The sequence below is a fragment of the Kitasatospora sp. NPDC050463 genome (assembly GCF_040655255.1).
Lineage (GTDB): Bacteria > Actinomycetota > Actinomycetes > Streptomycetales > Streptomycetaceae > Kitasatospora.
Genome location: NZ_JBFAJO010000026.1, coordinates 1 through 18,860 on the forward strand (window position 1 = coordinate 1; position 18,860 = coordinate 18,860).

The 18,860-nt window shown below is 75.1% G+C and carries 7 protein-coding genes; 3 read left to right on the top strand and 4 right to left on the bottom strand.

All coding sequences use genetic code 11. The annotated features are described in order from the left end of the window. Positions 1-89 precede the first annotated feature (89 nt). The 4 genes from sbnB to AB0J08_RS18270 form a co-directional block, all read right to left on the bottom strand. Positions 90-1,103, bottom strand: coding sequence for a 2,3-diaminopropionate biosynthesis protein SbnB (sbnB, locus tag AB0J08_RS18255; RefSeq protein WP_360634525.1), 1,014 nt, complete (start codon positions 1,101-1,103; stop codon positions 90-92). After that, positions 1,097-2,116: a 2,3-diaminopropionate biosynthesis protein SbnA gene (gene sbnA, locus AB0J08_RS18260; protein WP_360634528.1), complete on the bottom strand. Its 1,020-nt coding sequence runs from the start codon at positions 2,114-2,116 to the stop codon at positions 1,097-1,099. Before sbnA ends, sbnB begins: the two co-directional genes overlap by 7 nt. 182 nt (positions 2,117-2,298) lie before the next feature. Beyond that, positions 2,299-3,633, bottom strand: coding sequence for an MFS transporter (locus tag AB0J08_RS18265; protein ID WP_360634532.1), 1,335 nt, complete (start codon positions 3,631-3,633; stop codon positions 2,299-2,301). 33 nt (positions 3,634-3,666) lie between these two features. After that, entirely contained in the window at positions 3,667-3,882 is a 216-nt protein-coding gene (locus tag AB0J08_RS18270; RefSeq protein WP_360634535.1) for an MbtH family NRPS accessory protein, read from the bottom strand. A gap of 190 nt (positions 3,883-4,072) precedes the next feature. Between AB0J08_RS18270 and AB0J08_RS18275 the strand changes: the two genes are divergently transcribed. Genes AB0J08_RS18275 through AB0J08_RS18285 form a run of 3 tightly spaced genes read left to right on the top strand, consistent with a single transcriptional unit; the run spans position 4,073 to position 18,748 of the window. Next, a complete protein-coding gene (locus tag AB0J08_RS18275; RefSeq protein WP_360634538.1) occupies positions 4,073-5,104 on the top strand; it encodes a TauD/TfdA family dioxygenase in 1,032 nt (343 codons plus the stop codon). Beyond that, positions 5,091-11,540 carry an amino acid adenylation domain-containing protein gene (locus AB0J08_RS18280; RefSeq protein WP_360634541.1) on the top strand — a complete coding sequence of 2,150 codons (6,450 nt, stop codon included), beginning with the start codon at positions 5,091-5,093 and terminating at the stop codon, positions 11,538-11,540. The genes AB0J08_RS18275 and AB0J08_RS18280 overlap by 14 nt, the downstream gene beginning before the upstream one ends. Further along, entirely contained in the window at positions 11,537-18,748 is a 7,212-nt protein-coding gene (locus AB0J08_RS18285) for an amino acid adenylation domain-containing protein (RefSeq protein WP_360634544.1), read from the top strand. The genes AB0J08_RS18280 and AB0J08_RS18285 overlap by 4 nt, the downstream gene beginning before the upstream one ends. The last annotated feature ends 112 nt before the right edge of the window (positions 18,749-18,860 follow it).

Below are 18,860 nucleotides of genomic sequence, written 5' to 3' on the forward strand. Positions count from 1 at the left end.
CTGGTCCGGGACGGCGACGAAGTCGTCGCACGGGTAGCCCCTGCCCTGCTGCGGGGGGCGGCGGGCCCGGTCCGGCGCACCCGGGGCGATCAGCCGATGGCGGCTCCGGCGCCCTCCGGGAGGAACCCCGGCACGCGGGTGCCCAGCCCGCGCTCCCGTGCCTGCCGGTGGACGAGGCCGGCGAGTGCGAGGTCGAGCGCGCCGAGGCCGAACGGCGAGAAGACGGTGACGCCGTCCTCGGGACGCCGGAAGGGCTCGTCGGCGCGGAGCACGGCGCCGAGCGAGGTGGCGATGAACTCCCGGTTGCCGACCCGCTCTTCGGCGAGGTGTAGGGACGTCCCCTCGCGGCACACGTGGTCGGCGTCGTCGACCACGTTGACGGCGCCCAGGATGCTCTCGACCGTCAGGTCGCGCAGGGACACGTGCAGCACCAGGGTGCCGGGCCGGCAGGCCTCGGTGGACAGGTGCGGGGTGGCGGCGGTGGTGGCCAGGCAGACCAGCCGGTGGGCGGCGAGCGCCTCCTCGGCGGAGTCGGCCACGGCGGTCTTGAGTTCGGGCCAGCGGGCCGCGCAGCGGGCGGCGAAGGCCTCCGCGCGGGCGCGGTCGAGGTCGAACACGGTGACGGCGCCGAGGTCGGGGAGGACGGCCCGGAGGTAGTTCAGGATCTCGAAGCCGATCACGCCGCAGCCGATCAGGCTGACGCCGGTCTCGGGGGTCTCCGAGGTGAGGACGGACGCGGCGAGGGCGGCGCTCGCCGCGGTGCGCCGCGCCGAGATCAGCGAGCCCTCCAGCAGGGCCTCCGGGTGCCCGGTGGCCATGGAGTTGAGGATCACCGCGGCGGAGGCGCGTTCCAGGCCGGCGGCGGTGTTGCCGGGGAAGGAGGAGATCCACTTGATGCCGGCCACCGGGACGTCCTCGCCGAGGTAGGCGGGCAGTCCGATGATCCGGTTGCGCGGCTCGTCGGGAAAGCGGAGGAACACCGAGTGCGGCAGGGCCGTGCGGCCCCGGTCGTGCAGGACGTAGGCGCGGCGGACGGCCGCGACGACCTCGCTCTCGGCACCGTCGAGGACCTGCCGGACCTCCCCGGCTCCCAGGATCAGCATGGTGCCACCTTCATCGTGAACTCCTTGTCCTTCCACAGGTGGGACACGTCGCCGAAGTGGCGGGCGACCCATTCGTCGTCGTAGATCGTGTCGAGGTAGCGCTCGCCGCGGTCGGGCAGGACGACCGCGCAGCGCGAGCCCGCGGGGATGCGGTCGGCCATCAGGTCGATCGCCGCCACCAGCGCGCCGGACGAGCCGCCGGCCAGGATGGCCTCGCGGCCGGCGAGCCGCCGGCAGCCGACCACGCAGTCGAGGTCCGTCACGTGGACGACCTCGTCGGCGAGGCCGTCGCGGTAGAGCGCGGGCCGGACGGCCGCGCCGTGGCCGGGGATCAGCCGGGAGGTCGGGACGCCGCCGAAGATGGCGCTGCCCCTGGCGTCCACCGCGACCACGGTCACCGGCAGGCGCATTTCCCGGACCTGCTCCGCGCAGCCGCGCAGGGTGCCGCACGAACTCGTCGCGCAGAACAGGTAGTCGATCCCGCCGGGTACCGCGTCCAGGATCTCGCGCATGGTCCGCCGGTGCGCCTGCGGGTTCAGCGGGTTGGCGTACTGGTTGGGCCAGTAGGCGCCGGGGATGCGGGCGGTCAGTTCGCTGATCCGGCGGATCCGGACGGGCAGGTACTCGCCGGTCACCGGGTCGGTGTCGCGGACCACCTCGACCTCGGCGCCGAGCGCCCGCATGATGGCGATGTTCTGCCGGTTGGTGCGCGGGTCCACCACGCAGATGAACCGGAGGCCGTAGTAGGAGCAGACCTGGGCGAGCCCGATCCCGAGGTTGCCGGAGCTGGATTCGACGACCACCGAGCGGCCGGGCACCAGCGCGCCGGTGCGGATCCGCTCGCGGAGCATCTCCAGCGCCGACCGGTCCTTCATGCTGCCGCCGGGGTTGAAGGCCTCCAGCTTGGCGTAGGTGGTGAAGTGCCGGCCCGGCGCGAGCTTGGCGAGTTCGACCAGCGGGGTGCCGCCGATCGTGCCGAGGACGCCGGCCGGCCGGTCGTCAGGTCCCGGCATGATGGCCTCGCCCCGTCGGATCGGGGCGCGGCCCGAGCATGGTGCGGAACACGCTAGTTCCTCCTGTCAGCACTGGATCGAGGGGTGGTCCGGCGGCCGCCGTCCGGCCAGGGGAGCGGCCCTGGGCGGCAGCGGCAGCCGGAGGAGCAGTGGGAGCGGGGGAGCAGGGGGCGCCGTCGGGCTCACGGCGTCGCCGGGCCGGGCACCGTGCGTACCGTGCGGGCGACCGAGGCGGCGACGGCGAGCAGCACCATCCACCCCGCCAGGGCGACCGCGGCGGTCCGCGCGCCGGCCGAGTCGAGGAGCAGGCCGCCGAGCAGCGAGCCGATCGGCAGCGCCCCGTTGGACAGCGTGCTCATCGCCGCGAGCACCCGCCCGCGCAGCCGGTCGGGCGTGATGCCCAGCTGGTAGCTGCCGAGCGCCACGTTCCACAGCGGCCCGACGAACCACATCGCCGCGTAGGCGGTGGCGAGCGTGAGCGGGTCGCGGCTGAGGGCGATCACGACCATCAGGACGGCCCAGGCCCAGTTCGCCGCGATCACCAGGGCGGTGAGCCCCAGGCGGCGGGCGAACCACGGTGCGGCCAGCGAGCCGAGCAGGCCGCCGGCGCCGGCGACCCCGACCATCAGGCCGACCCCGGCCGAGGACGCGCCGACGTCGGTGGCCAGCACGATGGCGACCAGGAACAGGGCCCGGAACATCAGGTTGCTGCCGGCCACCAGCAGGGTCGTGGTGCGCAGGAAGGGGTGCTTCCAGAGCCACCGCAGCCCCTCACGGACCTGCTCGCCCATGGTGCCGGTGCCGACGGACCGCTCGGCCTCGAACTCCTTGCGGATGAACAGCAGGCCCGTCAGCGAGACCAGGTAGGTCAGCGCGTCGGCCACGAACGGCACGGCCCGGCCGAGCCCGAACAGGATGCCGCCGAGCGGGGTTCCGAGCATCACCGCGCCCCGCCCGCGCGCCTCGTTGCGGGACAGCGCCAGCGAGAGCTGGCTCGGCGCCACCACGTTCGGGACGGCCGCGTGCGCGGCGAGCCCGTGGAAGACGGTGAGCGCGCCCTCCACGAAGCCCACCGCCAGCACCAGCGGGAGGGTGAGCACGTCGAGCGCCGACGAGACGGCGATGACCGCCGCGCCGAGCGCGCGCAGCGCGTCGCACCAGATCATCAGCCGCCGTCGCGGCCAGCGGTCCACCAGGGCGCCGGCCGGCAGTTGCAGCAGCAGGGCCGGCAGCAGGGCGACGAAGCCGGCCAGTCCGGCGTCGAAGGGCGAGCCGGTGAGGGCCAGGACCAGCAGGGGGTAGGCGATGGTGGTCGCCGTCGAGCCGAGCAGGGAGACGGCCGAGCCGCCCCACAGCAGCAGGAAGTCGCGGTTGCGGTGCAGCGGGACCACCGGCTCGGCGCCGGCCGGGCCGGGCGGGTCCGGCAGGTCGGCCGGGTCGGGCGGCGCCGGCAGGTCGGGCGGGTCCGGCGGCCGCGCCTGGGCGTCCGCCGGAGCCCGCGTGTCGGGGCTGGTCATCTGTCACACACCTCGCGGGGCCCGGCCCGGCCGCTAGCCGGCCGCCCGCTCCATCTGGCGGCGCAGACTGAGCGGCCGCATGTCGGTCCAGACCGTGCCGATGCGGGTCAGGCAGTCGGCCCTGGTGCCCTCGGTGCCCTCCGCGTACCAGCCGAGCGGGAGCTCCCGGTCGGCGGGCCAGACGGAGTACTGCTCCTCGTCGTTGAGGACGACGCGGTAGGTGCGGTCGTCGGTCTCTTCCTCGGCCACGGCGGGCCTCCCTCGGGTGAACTGCCGCGTCACGAACCTCACGTGACCGGTGGCGGCGCCAGCGAGCCTGCCGCACCCGCCGGGCCCGGCTGCAGAGAAGGAGGCGCAGTCACCGCGACGCCAAGGCTGCCGGTGTGACTGCCGGTTGTTCTCTCGAAGGGGTGGCGCCCGGGCGACGACGCTGAGGCGTATGACTGCGAACCCCTCCATCCGGCCCGCACCGACGGACCGAGCCCGGGAGAACGGCGCGGGCTCCGTCCTCCCCCTGACGGTGCCGGCCGACACTCCCGGCACGCCCCTGGCCGAGTACCTCTCGGCCGCCCGACCGTTCGTCCGCGGCCGGCTGCTCGAACACGGCGCGGTCCTGCTGCGCGGGTTCGACGTCGGCGGCGTGGACGGGTTCGAGGCGGCGGTGCGGGCGGTGTCCGGATCCCCGCTGGCCTACGCCGAGCGGTCCTCGCCGCGCAGCACCATCAAGGGGAAGGTGTACACCTCGACCGACTACCCGCCGAACGAGGAGATCTTCCTCCACAACGAGAACTCCTACCAGGCCGACTGGCCGCTGACCCTCTTCTTCCACTGCGTCGAGCCGCCGGAGACGCTCGGCGCCACCCCGCTCGCCGACACCCGCCGGGTCTACGAGGCGATCGACCCCGCCGTCCGGGAGGAGTTCGCGGCCCGTGGATGGATGGTGGTGCGCAACTTCTCCGACGGCTTCGGCGTGCCGTGGCAGCAGGCCTTCAACACCGCGGACCGCGCCGAGGTCGAGGCGTACTGCGCCCGCAACGGTGTCGTCACCGAGTGGACGGCGGACGGCCTGCGCACCCGGGCACGCCGCAAAGCGGTGCACCGCCACCCGGTGACCGGGGAGACGGTGTGGTTCAACCACCTCGCGTTCTTCCACGTCACCACGCTGGGCGAGGAGGTGAGCGCCGCGCTGCGGGAGATGTACGCCGAGGACCAGCTGCCGACCAACACCTACTACGGCGACGGCCGGCCGGTTCCGGACGACGTCGTCGCGCACCTGCGTGCCTGCTACCGCGCCGAGTGGCGGCGCTTCGACTGGCAGCGGGACGACGTCCTGCTCGTGGACAACATGCTGTCGGCGCACGCCCGCGAGCCGTTCACCGGTCCGCGCCGGATCGCCGTGGCCATGGCCGAGCCCCACTCGGCCCTCGTGACCCCCGACTCGCTCCTGGAGACGTCCGATGCCCACCGGTGACAGCGGCCACCCGCTCTCGTTCGCCCAGGAGCAGTTGTGGTTCCTGGACCAGCTCCGCTCCGGCGCCTCCACCGAGTACCTGATGTGCGAGGCGTTCCGGATCCGCGGCCCGCTCGACCTGCCGGTGCTGGAGGCCGCGTTCACCGAGATCGCGGCCCGGCACGAGGTGCTGCGCTCGCGCTACGGCACCGAGGGCGCGACCGGGGTGCAGTACATCGACGAGCCCGGCCCGGTGCCGCTCGCCGTGGTCGACCTGACCGGGCCGGCGGCGGCCGAGCGCGAGGCGCGGCTGCGCGAGCTGCACGCCGCCGAGCTGCGCACCCCGATCGACCTGCGCACCCGGGCGCCCTGGCGGCTGACCCTGGCGCGGCTCGCCGAGGAGGAGGCCGTCCTGCTGGTGACGGTCCATCACATCGCCTTCGACGGCTGGTCCTGGGGCCTTCTGGCACGCGAGCTGCACGAGCTCTGCGAGGCCTTCGCGGCCGGCCGGCCGTCGCCGCTGGAGCCGGTCCCGGTGCAGTACGCCGACTTCGCGCAGTGGCAGCGCGACACCTGGGCCGCCACCCCCGAGCGGGAGGAGCAGCGGCGCGGCTACTGGCGGCAGCGGCTGGCGGGCCTGGAGCCGCTGGAGCTGCCCACCGACCGCCGGCGCCCGGCGCAGTGGGACCCGGCGGGTGACAGCGTCCCGTTCACCGTGCCCGCGGAGCTGGCGCAGCGGCTGGCGACGCTGGGCCGGGAGAGCGGCGCGACCACGTTCATGGTGCACCTGGCCGCGTTCCAGCTGCTGCTGGCCCGCTGGTCCGGCCGGTCCGACGTGGCGGTCGGCGTCTCGGTCTCGGACCGCAACGAAGTCGCCCTGGAACCGCTGGTCGGCATGTTCCTCAACACCGTGGTGCTGCGGACCGACCTCTCCGGCCGGGGGTCCTTCCTCGACCTGCTGGCGCGGGTCCGCGAGACCACCCTGGACGCCTACGAGCACCAGGACGTGCCGTTCGGCTGGGTGGTGGCCGACCTCGCCCCCGAGCGTGACCTCTCCCGCAACCCCGTGTTCCAGGTCGGCTTCGCGCTGCACAACGCCGAGCGCCGCCCGCTGCGGCTGCCCGGGCTCGACGTGAGCAAGGTCGAGGCGGCCACCGAGCACTCGGCCTTCGACCTCTCGCTGCACCTGTCCGAGCTGCCCGACGGCTCGTTCGCGGCCCGGCTGATCTACCCGACCGCGCTCTTCGACCGGGCCCGGATCGAGCGGATGGCGGCGAGCCTGCTGCGCCTGCTCGCGGGCATCGCCGACCGTCCGGGCGCCCCCGCGCACGCGCTGGAGACCGTCCCCGACGCGGAGCTGGCGGCCTTCGCCCGCTGGAACCGCACCGAGACCGAGCGCCCGCAGCAGTCGTTGGCGCAGCTGTTCTTCGCGCAGGCCCTGGCCACCCCGGACGCGGTCGCCGTGGTGTCAGGCTCGCAGGAGACCGACTACGCCGGGCTCGCCGAGCGGGTCCGGCGGCTCGCCGGCCTGCTGCGCTCGCGCGGCGTGGTCCGGGAGAGCGCGGTCGGCGTCGCGCTGCACCGCGGCACCGACCTGGTCACCACCCTCCTCGCGGTGCTGACCGCGGGCGGCGTCTACGTCCCGCTGGCCCCCGAGCAGCCCGCCGACCGGCTGGCCCACCTGGTCGCCGACGCCGGGGTGAGCCTGCTGGTCACCGAGGACGCCCTGCTCGGGCGGCTGCCGGAGCACCCGAACACGCTCGTGCTGGACGCCGCCGGCGGCCACCCGGAGGCGCCGGCCCTCGAACCCGCGGGCGTGGCCGGCACCGAGGCCGCGTACGTGATGTACACCTCCGGCTCCACCGGCCGGCCCAAGGGCGTGATCGTCCCGGAGGCCGCGATCCGCAACCGGGTGCTCTGGTCCGTGGAGCGCTACGGCCTGGGCCCCGGTGACCGGGTGCTGCAGAAGACCACCATCGGCTTCGACGCCGCCGTGTGGGAGTTCCTCTCCCCGCTGGTCTGCGGCGCCACGGTGGTGAGCGGCCCGCAGGACGCCCACCGCGACCCGGCGGTGATGGCCCGGGCCGTCGCCGAGCACCGCGTCACCGTGCTCCAGGGCGTGCCCTCGATGCTGCGCCTGCTGCTGGACGAACCGGCGCTGGCCGACTGCGACGCGCTGCGCGTGGTCTGCTCGGCGGGCGAGCCGCTGCCCGCCGAGCTCTGTGCCCGCCTGCGCGGGATCGTCGACGTCGAGGTGGTCAACACCTACGGCCCGACCGAGTGCGCCATCGACTCCACCGCCTGGCCCTACGACCCGGCCGAGCCCGGCGACCAGGTGCCGATCGGCCTGCCGCTGCCCAATGTGCGCACCTACGTGGTGGACGCCGAGGACCGGCTGGTGCCGGTCGGTGTGGTCGGCGAGCTGTGCGTCGCCGGCATCGGGCTGGCCCGCGGGTACGCCGGCCGCGGCGACCTCACCGCCGACCGGTTCGTCCCCGACCCCTTCGCGACCGTGCCCGGAGCCCGCCGCTACCGCACCGGTGACCTGGTTCGGCGTCGCGCCGACGGCGCACTGGAGTACGTCGGCCGCGTCGACGACCAGGTCAAGATCGGCGGTGTGCGGATCGAGCCCGGCGAGATCGAGGCCCTGCTGGGCGCCCACCCGTCGGTGGCCGCCGCCGTGGTGGCCGCCCACCGCTCCGGCACCGGAGACACCCGGCTGACCGCCTACGTGGTGGCCGTCGCCGGGGCCCGGATCGAGCCGGAGGCGCTGCGCGCCCACCTGGCCGCCGGGCTGCCGGAGGCCATGGTGCCGTCCGCCGTCGTCGAGCTCGACGAGCTGCCGCTCACGCCCAACGGCAAGGTGGACCGCCGCCGGCTGCCCGCCGCCGCCGAGCCGCAGCACCCGGCCGAGCAGGCCTGGGAGGCCCCGCGCACCCCGGCCGAGCGGACCGTCGCCGAGCTGATGGCCGAGGTCCTGGACGTCGAACGGGTCGGCGCGCAGGACGACTTCTTCCTGCTCGGCGGGTACTCGCTGCTCGCGATCAAGCTCGTGCTGCGGCTGCGGCGCGCCTTCGGCGTGGAGCTGACCGTCGGCGAGCTGTTCCACGCCCCGACCGTCGCCGGGCTGGCCGCCCGGATCGCCGGCGCCGCCGACACCGGCCCGCAGAGCGCGGCGGACGCCGTCCGCCCGGTGGGCCGGGGCGGCCCGCTGCCGCTCTCCTTCGGCCAGCAGCGGATGTGGTTCCTCGACCGGCTGGAGCCCGGGAGCCACGAGTACGTCGTCCCGCTGGCGCTGCGGCTGACCGGTCCGCTCGACACCGGGGCGCTGCGCGGCGCGCTGGACGCGCTCTCCGCCCGGCACGAGGTGCTGCGCACCAGGTACCGCGACGAGGGCGGCGATCCCGTCCAGGTCGTCGACCCCGCCGGGCCGGTCGACTTCACCCTCACCGACCTGACCGGCCTCACCGACCCGGCGCAGGGGGCCCGGGCCCTGGTCGACGAGCTGGCCCGCCGCCCGTTCGACCTCGCGCACGGCCACCCGCTGCGGGCGACCCTGATCCGCACCGCCCCCGAGGACCACCTGCTCGTCCTGACCCTGCACCACATCGCCTTCGACGCCTGGTCGACCAACGTCTACCTGCGCGAACTGGACGTCGCCTACCGCTCCCTCACCGAGGGCGGACCGGCCCTGCCGGCCCCAGAGCCGGTCCAGTACGCGGACTTCGCCCACTGGCAGCGCGAGCAGCAGGACGCCGGCCGGCTGGACCACCAACTCGCCTACTGGCGCGACCGCCTGGGCGGCCTGACACCCGTCGAGCTGCCCACCGACCGGGTCCGCGCGGCCGTGCGCGACTCCCGCGGCGGCAACGTGGTCGTCGAGGTGGCACCGGAGGTCGGCCGGGCGGTCACCGAACTGGCCGGCCGGCACGGCGCGACCCCGTTCATGGTGCTGCTCGCGGTGTTCCAGGTGATGCTGCACCGCTACACCGGTCTCGACGACCTCGCGGTCGGCACCCCCGTCGCCGGGCGGACCCGCCAGGAGACCGAGGAGCTGGTCGGTTTCTTCACCAACAATCTGGTGATCCGCAACGACCTCGGCGGCAACCCGGCCTTCACCGACCTGCTGGACCACGTCCGCGGCTCGGTGCTCGACGCCTTCGCCCACCAGGACGTGCCGTTCGAGCACCTGGTCGACGCGCTGCGGCCGGAGCGCGACCTCTCCCGCAACCCGCTGTTCCAGGTCATGTTCGAGCACCAGCACCTGGCCGGGGTCCCCGACCGGCTCGGCGCCCTCACCGTGGAGCCGGTCCGGGCCGGTCTGGAGATCGCCAAGTTCGACCTCACCGTGACCGTCAAGGAGCGCGGCGGCCGGATGTACTGCTGGTTCGAGTACGCGAGCGCGCTCTTCGACCGGGCGACGGTCGAACGGATGGCGGGCCACTACCTGACCCTGATCGGCAGCGTCGCCGCCGCCCCCGGCGCGCGGATCGGCGACCTCGGCATGCTCACCGACACCGAGCGGCACACCGCCCTCACCCGCTGGGCCGACCCGGCGGGCGACCGGACCGCCGCGCTCGACCCGGTCGAGGAGCACGGGCTCTGCGTGCCCGAGCTCATCGCCCGGCAGGCCCGGCGGACCCCGGACGCGATCGCCGTGGTCTTCGGCGACCAGCAGCTCAGCTACGCCGAACTCGACGCGCGGGCCGACCGGTTCGCGGCCAGGCTGCGCTCCCTCGGGGTCACCGCGGAGACCGTCGTCGGCTCCCTCCTGGAGCGCGGCGTCGAGGCGGTGGTGGTGCTGCTCGGGGTGCTCAGGTCCGGCGGCTCGTACGTGCCGTTCGACCCGCAGCACCCCGGTGAGCGGCTGGACTTCATGCTCGCCGACGCCGGCCCGGAGCTCGTGGTCACCACCGGCGCGTTCGCCGACCGGCTGACCGGCCGCTACCGGGTGGTGCTGGCCGACGCCGCCGACGCCTTCGAGGCCGCCGTCTTCGAGGCCGACGCCGACGCCGTACCGGCCGAGCCCGTCCGGATCCGCCCGGAGAACCTCGCCTACGTCATCTACACCTCCGGCTCGACCGGCCGTCCCAAGGGCGTGCTGATCGAGCACCGCTCGTACGCCCACCACTGCCGGGTGATCGCCGACCAGTACGGCATCGCGCCCGGCGAGCGGGTGGTGCTGCTCTCCGCGCTCACCTTCGACGTGGCGATGGACCAGATCGCGGCGACCCTGGTGGCAGGCGCCACCATCGTGGTGGCCGACCCGGTGTTCTGGACCCCTGCCGAGCTGCCCGCCCGGCTCGCCGAGCACGGCGTCACCGTCGTCGAGATCACCCCGTCCTACTACCGGGCCGTCCTGGACTCCCCCGACCTGCACCTGCTGAGCGGGCTGAAGCTGATGAACGTCGGCAGCGACGTGGTCACCGGCCTCGACGCCCGGCGCTGGGCCCAGACCGGCCTGCCCGCCCGCTTCCTGTGCAACTACGGCCCGACCGAGGCCACCGTCACCTGTCTGCTGCACCCGGTCTCCGAGGTACCGGCGGAGGGGGACGGGGCCTCCGCCCTGCCGCTCGGCCGGCCCGTCCCCGGCACCCGCGCGCACATCCTCGACGCCGAGCAGCGGCCCGTCCCCGTCGGCGTCCCCGGCGAGCTGTACCTGGGCGGCGTCCGGCTCGCCCGCGGCTACCACCGGCGACCGGAGCTGACCGCGGAGCGGTTCGTGCCCGACCCCTTCACCGAGGAGCCGGGCCGGAGGCTCTACCGGACCGGCGACCTCGCCCGCCACCGCCCCGACGGCACCATCGAGTTCCTCGGCCGGATCGACCAGCAGGTCAAGGTCCGCGGCCTGCGCATCGAACTCGGCGAGATCGAGGCGGCGCTGGCCCGCCACCCCGCCCTCCAGGAGGCGGTCGTCACCGCCCCGGAGACCGCCCCGGGCGAACGACGGCTCGCCGCCTACCTGGTGGCCCGGCCGGGCAGCCCGATGCCCGACGTCGCCGAGCTGCGCGGCCACCTGCGCGCGCTGCTCCCCGAGTACATGATCCCCGCGGTCTGGGTGCCGCTCGACGTGCTCCCGCTGACCGCCAGCAAGAAGGTCGACCGCAAGGCCCTGCCCGACGCCGCCGCCGCTCTGGCCGGCGGCGCCCGCGAACACCTGGCCCCGCGCGACCCCGCCGAGGAGGCGGTCGCCGCGATCTGGAGCGAGGTGCTGGGCGTGGAGCGGATCGGCGTCCAGGACGACTTCTTCGCCCTGGGCGGGCACTCGCTGCTCGCCACCCGGGTCCTGGCCCGGCTTCGCGAGGCGTTCGCCGTCGAACTGCCGCTGCGCCTGCTGTTCGAGGCCACCACGGTGGCCCGGCTCACCGAGGCGGTGACCGACGCCGTCGAGGCCGAGATCACCGCGCTCACCGACGAGGAAGTGGCGGGCCTGCTCGCCGAGGAGGGGCACCGATGACCGACACCAAGGACCGCGCCCAGCTGCGGCAGGAGCTGCTCCGCCGGCGCCTCGCCGGCCGGGCGGCCGCCGCCCCGGCCGAGGGCATCGGCCGCGCGCCCCGCGGCGGCCCGCTGCCGCTCTCCTTCGCCCAGCGCCGGCTCTGGATCCTCGACCGGCTCCAGCCCGGCAGCACCGAGTACCTGGTCACGGCCTCGCTGCGGCTGCGCGGCCCGCTCGACCGGGCCGCGCTGCGGACCGCGCTCGACGGGGTCCAGCGCCGCCACGAAGTCCTGCGCACCAGGTACCCGGTGGTCGACGGCGAGCCCGTCCAGGTCGTCGACGCGCCGGGCGGCGTCCCGCTCACCGAGGAGGATCTCACCGCCCTGGACCGGACCGCCGCGGACGCCCGCCTAGCCGACCTGGCCACCGGCGGGCGCCACCCGGTGGACCTCGCCGAGGGCCCGGTGCTGTCCGCCGTGCTCGCCCGGCTCACCCCACAGGAGCACGTCCTCCTGCTGACCGTGCACCACATCGCCTGCGACGGCTGGTCCGAGGACCTCCTGGTGCGCGAACTCGCCGAGCGCTACGACGACGCCGTCGCCGGGCGCCCGGCCCGCACCCCCGAGCTCCCGGTGCAGTACGCCGACTACGCCGTCTGGCAGCGCGAACGGCTCTCCGACGGCGCGCTGCGCCGCCGGCTCGACCACTGGAGCGAGCGGCTGGCCGGCCTGGCGCCGCTGGAACTGCCCACCGACCGGCCCCGCCCGCCGGTGCGCGACGCGGCCGGCGCCCTGGTGCCGCTGGCCGTCCCGGCCGCGACGGCCCGGCAGCTCACCGCACTGGCCCGGGAACACGGCGCCACCCCGTTCATGGCCCTGCTGGCCGCGCAGGCCGTGCTGCTCGGCCGGTGGAGCGGGCAGCGCGACGTCGCCGTGGGCTCCCCGGTGGCCGGGCGCGACCGCGCGGAGGTGCAGGACCTCGTCGGTCTGTTCCTCAACACCCTGGTGCTCCGGGTCGACCTCTCCGGCAGGCCGAGCTTCGCCGAACTGCTGCGGCAGGTCCGCGAGAGCGCCCTGGACGCCTACGGCCACCAGGAGGTCCCGTTCGAGCGGCTGGTCGAGGAGCTGGCGCCCGAGCGTGACCCGGCCCGCACACCGCTCTTCTCCACCATGCTGCTGTGGCAGGACGCCGCCGGTGCACCGGCGCCCGCGGCGATGGGCGGCCTGACGGTCGAACGGCTGCCGGTCGGCGAGAGCACCGCCAAGTTCGACCTCACCGTCGGCCTGGCCGAACAGCCGGACGGCTCGCTCGCGGGCGGCGTCAACTACGCCGCCGCCCTGTTCGACCGGTCCACGGCCGAGCGGTTCGCCGCCCAGTTCGCCCGCCTGCTGGAGAGCGCCGTCGCCGCGCCCGAGGCCCCGCTCGACGAGCTGGAGATCCTCCCCGGGGAGGAGCGCGAGCGCCAGCTCCTCAGCTGGAACGCGACCGGCCGCAGCTACCCCGCCGGCACCCTGCCGCTGCTGTTCGAGGCCCAGGTCGCCCGCACCCCGAACGCGGTCGCGGTGCGGTTCGAGGGCGCCGCGCTCACCTACCGGGAACTGGACGTCCGGGCCAACCTGCTCGCCCACCACCTGCGCACCCTCGGCGTCGGCCCGGAGTCCGTGGTCGGCGTCTGCCTGCACCGCGGCGCCGACCTCGTGGTGACACTGCTCGCGGTGCTCAAGGCCGGCGGCGCCTACCTGCCGCTCGACCCGGACTACCCGGCGGACCGGCTCGCCTTCATGCTGGCGGACTCCGGCGCCCTCGCCGTGGTCACCGACCCGCAGCTCGCCCCGCTGGTGACCGGCGGCGCCCCCCACCTGGTGGACATCACCGCCGAACGGCCCGGCGGCTGGACCCACGACCCGGTCTTCGCGGCGGCCCCCGAACACCCGGCCTACCTGATCTACACCTCCGGTTCGACCGGCCGCCCCAAGGGCGTCCTGGTCGAGCACCGGGCCATCGTCAACCGGCTGCACTGGATGCAGGAGGCCTACGGACTCGACGCCACCGACCGGGTGCTGCAGAAGACCCCGTACAGCTTCGACGTCTCGGTGTGGGAGTTCTTCTGGCCGCTGATCACCGGCGCGACCCTGGTCCTCGCCCGCCCCGGCGGCCACCGCGACCCGGCCTACCTCGCCGGCCTGATCGCCACCGAGGAGGTCACCACCCTGCACTTCGTGCCGTCGATGCTGCGGGCGTTCCTCGCCGAGCCGCTGCCGCCGCTGCCCTCGCTGCGCCGCATGGTGTGCAGCGGCGAGGCCCTGCCCGCCGACCTGGTCACCGCCGTGCACGAGCGGATCGGCTGCGAGCTGCACAACCTGTACGGGCCCACCGAGGCCGCGGTCGACGTCACCGCGATCCGCTGCGAGCCGGGCCGGCCCGTCACGATCGGCCGCCCGATCTCCAACACCCGCGCCTACATCCTGGACGCCGGGCTTCGCCCGCAGCCGATCGGCGTGCCGGGCGAACTCCTGCTCGGCGGCGTCCAACTGGCCCGCGGCTACCTGAACCGGCCGGAACTCACCGCCGACCGCTTCGTGCCCGACCCCTTCGCCACCGCCCCCGGCGGGCGGCTCTACCGCACCGGCGACCTCGCCCGGTACCGGGCGGACGGCGAGATCGAGTACCTGGGCCGGCTCGACCACCAGGTGAAGATCCGCGGCCAGCGGGTCGAACTCGGCGAGATCGAGGCGGTGCTGACGCAGGCACCGGGCGTCGCGGCCGCGGCCGTCGCCGTCCACGACGAGCAGCTCGTCGGCTACCTGGTACCGGCCACGGCCGACGTCGAGGCCGCCCGCGAGCACCTGCGCGGGCGGCTGCCGGAGCACATGCGGCCCGTGCACTGGACGACGCTGGAGGCCCTGCCGCTGACCCCCAGCGGCAAGACCGACCGCAAGGCGCTGCCCGCACCGGAACGGACCCGCTCCGACCTGGTCGGCGCGTTCGTCGCCCCCCGCAGCGAGATCGAACAGACCCTCGCGGACGCCTTCGCCACCGCCCTCGGCGTCGACAAGGTCGGCGTGCACGACGGCTTCTTCCAGCTCGGCGGCGACTCGATGCGCGCCATCCGGGCCGTCGGCGCGCTGCGCGACCAGGGGCTGGCCCTCTCCGTCCAGGACGTCTTCGCCCGGCAGACCGTCGCCGAGCTGGCCCCGCTCGCGGCCGACCGGCCGCCGGCCACGCCGCTGGAGACCGCCTTGGCGGGCCGGTTCGAGCTGCTCGCCCCGGGGGACCGCGAACGCCTCCCCGAGGGCCTGGTCGACGCCTACCCGATGGGCCAGGTCCAGGTCGGCATGGTCTACGAGATGCTGGCCGACCCCGAGCGCAACACCTACCAGAACGTCAGCACCTTCCAGATCGTCGACGACGGCCCGTTCTCCGCCGAGGCGCTGAACGGTGCGGTCCGCCTGCTGATCGAGCGGCACGAGATCCTGCGCACGTCCTTCGACCTCTCCGGGTACTCCGAACCGCTCCAGCTCGTCAACGCGGCGGACGGCCTGCACCTGGAGATCGGCGTGGACGACCTGCGCGACCTGCCGGCCGAGGAGCAGCAGGCCGCCGTCCGGCGCTTCCGCGCCGAGGCCCAGCGCACCCCGTTCGACGTCGGGCGCGCCCCGCTGCTGCGCTACCACGCCCACCTCGTCGGCGACCGGGAGTGGCTGCTCACCCACGTCGAGTGCCACGCCATCCTGGACGGCTGGAGCCACCACTCCGTCATCGGCGAGCTGCGGGCCGTCTACCGGCAGCTGGCCGCCGGCACCGGCGCCCCGGCCACCGCCCCGCCGGAGGTCCGCTACGCCGACTTCATCCAGCTGGAACAGCGGGCGCTGGCCTCCGCGGAGGACCGCGAGTTCTGGCGCGGGCGGATCACCGGCCACGACCGGCTCCGGCTGCCCGCCGACACCGCCCCGGCCGAGGCGCACCTGCCCGCCACCGAGGTGCGACTGCCCTGGGCGGAGCTGGAGCCCAGGCTGCGCCGGCTCGCCGCCGACACCCAGAGTTCGCTCAAGACCGTCCTCTACACCGCCCACCTGAAGGTGCTCGGCCTGCTCAGCGGCCAGCGCCGGTTCTTCGCCGGCGCGGTGACCAACGGCCGGCCCGAACTGCCGGGCGGCGACCGGGTACGCGGCATGTACCTCAACACCGTGCCGTTCGCCGTCGACCTGCGGGCGCCGAGCTGGCGCGCGCTGGTGCGCTCGGTGTTCGCCGAGGAGCTGGCCCTGTGGCCGCACCGCCGCTACCCGCTGCCCGCGATGCAGCGCGAGTGGGGCGGCGGCGAGCCGCTGGTCGAGGTGGTCTTCGCCTACCTGGACTTCCACGTGCTCGACGAGCACCGCGCCGACATCGGCACCGTCACCGACCACAGCCCGAACGAGTTCACCTTCGACGTCTGGACGTTCCCCGGCGAACTGCGGATGACCTGCCGCCCCGGCTGGGCCGGCCGGGAGCGGCTGGCGGCGATCGGCGAGGCGTTCCTGGCCGTGCTCACCGCGATGGCCGACGACGCCGACGCGGACCCGCAGGCCTTCCGCGCGCCCGGCCTCGACCGGCTGAGCGCGCAGGCGCCCGCCACCCGCCCGCTGCCCGAGGTCTGCGTGCCCGAACTGCTCGCGGCCCGCGCCGACCCGGACGCGATCGCCCTGGACGACGGCGAACGGCGCCTGACCTACCGGGAGATGGACACCGGCAGCAACCAGCTGGCCCACCTGCTGCGCGGACTCGGCGTCGGCCCCGAGACGCCGGTCGCGATCTGCCTGGACCGCGGCATCGAGGCGGTCCTGGCCATGCTCGGCGTCCTCAAGGCCGGCGGCTACTACGTACCGCTCGACCCCGCCTACCCGGACGCGCGGATCGGCTACGTCCTGGACGACGTCCGCGCCGACGTGGCGATCTGCCGCCCGCAGGACACCGACCGGTTCGCGCGGATCGCCGACCTGCGCTGCGTCCCCCTGGACGCCCGGTGGGCCGGCCTCGCGGTCCTGCCCGAGACACCGGTCGAGGCCGGCACCCACCCCGACAACCTGGCCTACGTCACCTACACCTCCGGCTCCACCGGCCGGCCCAAGGGCGTCCAGGTCAGCCACCGCGCCGTCGTCCGGCTGGTGCACGACCCCAACTACGCCGACCTCGACGCCGACCAGGTGGTGCTGCTGCACGCACCGCTCGCCTTCGACGCGTCCACCCTGGAGGTCTGGGGCGCGCTGGGCAACGGCGCCCGGCTCGCCGTCTGCCCGCCCGGGGCGACCACCGCCGCCGAACTGGCCGAGGTGATCCGCCGGCACCGGGTGACGCTGCTCTGGCTCACCGCCGGCCTGTTCCAGCACATGGTGGAGACCCACCCGGAGGTCCTGGCCGAGGTGCGGCAGGTGCTCGCCGGCGGCGACGCGCTCTCGCCCTCGCACGTGCGCACCGCCGTCGGGCACGGCGTGGCGCTGACCAACGGCTACGGCCCCACCGAGTGCACCACCTTCAGTACGGCGCTGCGCGGGGTGACCGCGGCCGACGCCGACCGCGGCGTGCCGATCGGCGTGCCCATCACCGACACCCGCGTCCTGGTGGTCGACGACGACCTCGACCCGGTGCCGTTCGGCGTGGCCGGCGAACTGCTGGTCGGCGGCCCCGGACTCGCCCGCGGTTACCTCGGCCGCCCCGACCTCACCGCGGACCGCTTCGTGCCGGACCCGTCCGGCGCCCTCCCCGGGGCGCGGTTCTACCGCACCGGGGACATCGTCCGCCGCGACCCCGACGGCACGCTGTCCTTCGTCGGCCGGCGCGACAACCAGGTGAAGATCCGCGGCCACCGGGTGGAACTCGCCGAGGTGGAGGCCATGATCGGCGGGCTCGCCCCGGTCCGGGCGGCCGCGGCCGCCGTCCACCCCGGACCGGACGGGCACAAGCGCCTGGTCGGCTACGTCGTCCTCGAAGCCGGGACCGGCCCGCTGGACGTCGCCGTGCTGCGCGAGCAACTCCGGCGGCGGGTGCCCGACTACCTGGTGCCCGGCGCCTGGGTGGAGCTGCCCGCCCTCCCGCTGACCGCCCACGGGAAGATCGACCGGGCCGCGCTCCCCGCGCCCGCCGGACCCGCGCCGACCGCCGGCTCCACGGCCCCGCGCACGCCCGCCGAGCGGGCCGTCGCCGAGGTCTGGGCCGAGGTGCTCGGCCTGGAGCGGGTCGGGGTGGACGACGACTTCTACGTCCTCGGCGGCCACTCGCTGGCGATCCTGCGGATCACCGCCCTGCTGCGCGAACGGCACGGCATCGAGCTGACCGTCCGCTCCTTCGTCGCGGACCCGACCGTCGCCGGGCTGGCGGCGGCCGTCGACGCGGCGGCGGCCGGCGAACCGGTGGAGTCGCTGGTCTGGCTCCGCCGGGAGGGCAGCAGGGCGCCCCTGTTCTGCGTCCACCCCGGCGGCGGCAGCGCCCACTGGTACCGGCCGCTCGTGCCGTACCTCGACCCGGACCAGCCGGTCGCGGCCTTCGCCTGGCCCGGCCTCCAGGCCGAGCACGGCGGCCCCGTCCCCTCCACCGAGCAGATGGCCGAGCGCTACCTGGCCGAACTGCGGGCCGCCGCGCCGCAGGGCCCGTACCGGCTGTTCGGCTGGTGCGGCGGCAGCGGCATCGCGAGCGAACTGGCCCACCGGCTCACCGCCGAGGGCGAGGAGGTCACCTTCGTCCTGCTCGACCCCGGGCTGGACAACCACGAGCGGCCCGAACTGTGGAAGGAGTACCGGCTGATCGAGAGCTGCGTGACGAAGCTGGCCGAGCTGGCCGCCGCACCGCCCGACGAGGACACCTCCGTGCTCCGCGGAGAGACCCTGGCGCTGCTCGAACACCTGGTGGACGACGTCGACCCGGAGGTCGGGATCGTGCTGCCGGAACACGGCGCCGGCGAGGTCTGGCTGCCCTCCGCCCGGATGTGGCGCGAGGTCATGGAGATGTGCCTGACGTACCGTCACCGGCCCTACCCCGGGCGGCTGCACCTGATCGCCAGCGACGAACTGGCCGACGGCAAGCACGAGGTGGCCTCCGGCCAGGCCTTCCCCGAGTACCTCGCCCGCTGGCAGGAACTCACCGGGGACGTCGCCCTGCACCGGATCCCCGGCGACCACTTCGGCGTCATGAAGCCGCCGCACCTCGGCCGACTCGCCGACACCATCACCGCCATCCTCGGCGGGAACGACTGACCTGAGGGAGGGGAACCACCGCGAGGGCGGGGGCGCTGCACGCGCCCCCGCCCTCGCGGCGGTTGGCGCGGTCGCCGTGGTGGGGGCGTGAACGGCGCGCGCCCCAGCCCGC

Bases quoted from the DNA above. Each gene is read 5' to 3' on its own strand.
- sbnB (WP_360634525.1), bottom strand. From the start codon at position 1,103: ATGCTGATCCTGGGAGCCGGGGAGGTCCGGCAGGTCCTCGACGGTGCC.
- sbnA (WP_360634528.1), bottom strand. From the start codon at position 2,116: ATGCCGGGACCTGACGACCGGCCGGCCGGCGTCCTCGGCACGATCGGC.
- AB0J08_RS18265 (WP_360634532.1), bottom strand. From the start codon at position 3,633: ATGACCAGCCCCGACACGCGGGCTCCGGCGGACGCCCAGGCGCGGCCG.
- AB0J08_RS18275 (WP_360634538.1), top strand. From the start codon at position 4,073: ATGACTGCGAACCCCTCCATCCGGCCCGCACCGACGGACCGAGCCCGG.
- AB0J08_RS18280 (WP_360634541.1), top strand. From the start codon at position 5,091: ATGCCCACCGGTGACAGCGGCCACCCGCTCTCGTTCGCCCAGGAGCAG.
- AB0J08_RS18285 (WP_360634544.1), top strand. From the start codon at position 11,537: ATGACCGACACCAAGGACCGCGCCCAGCTGCGGCAGGAGCTGCTCCGC.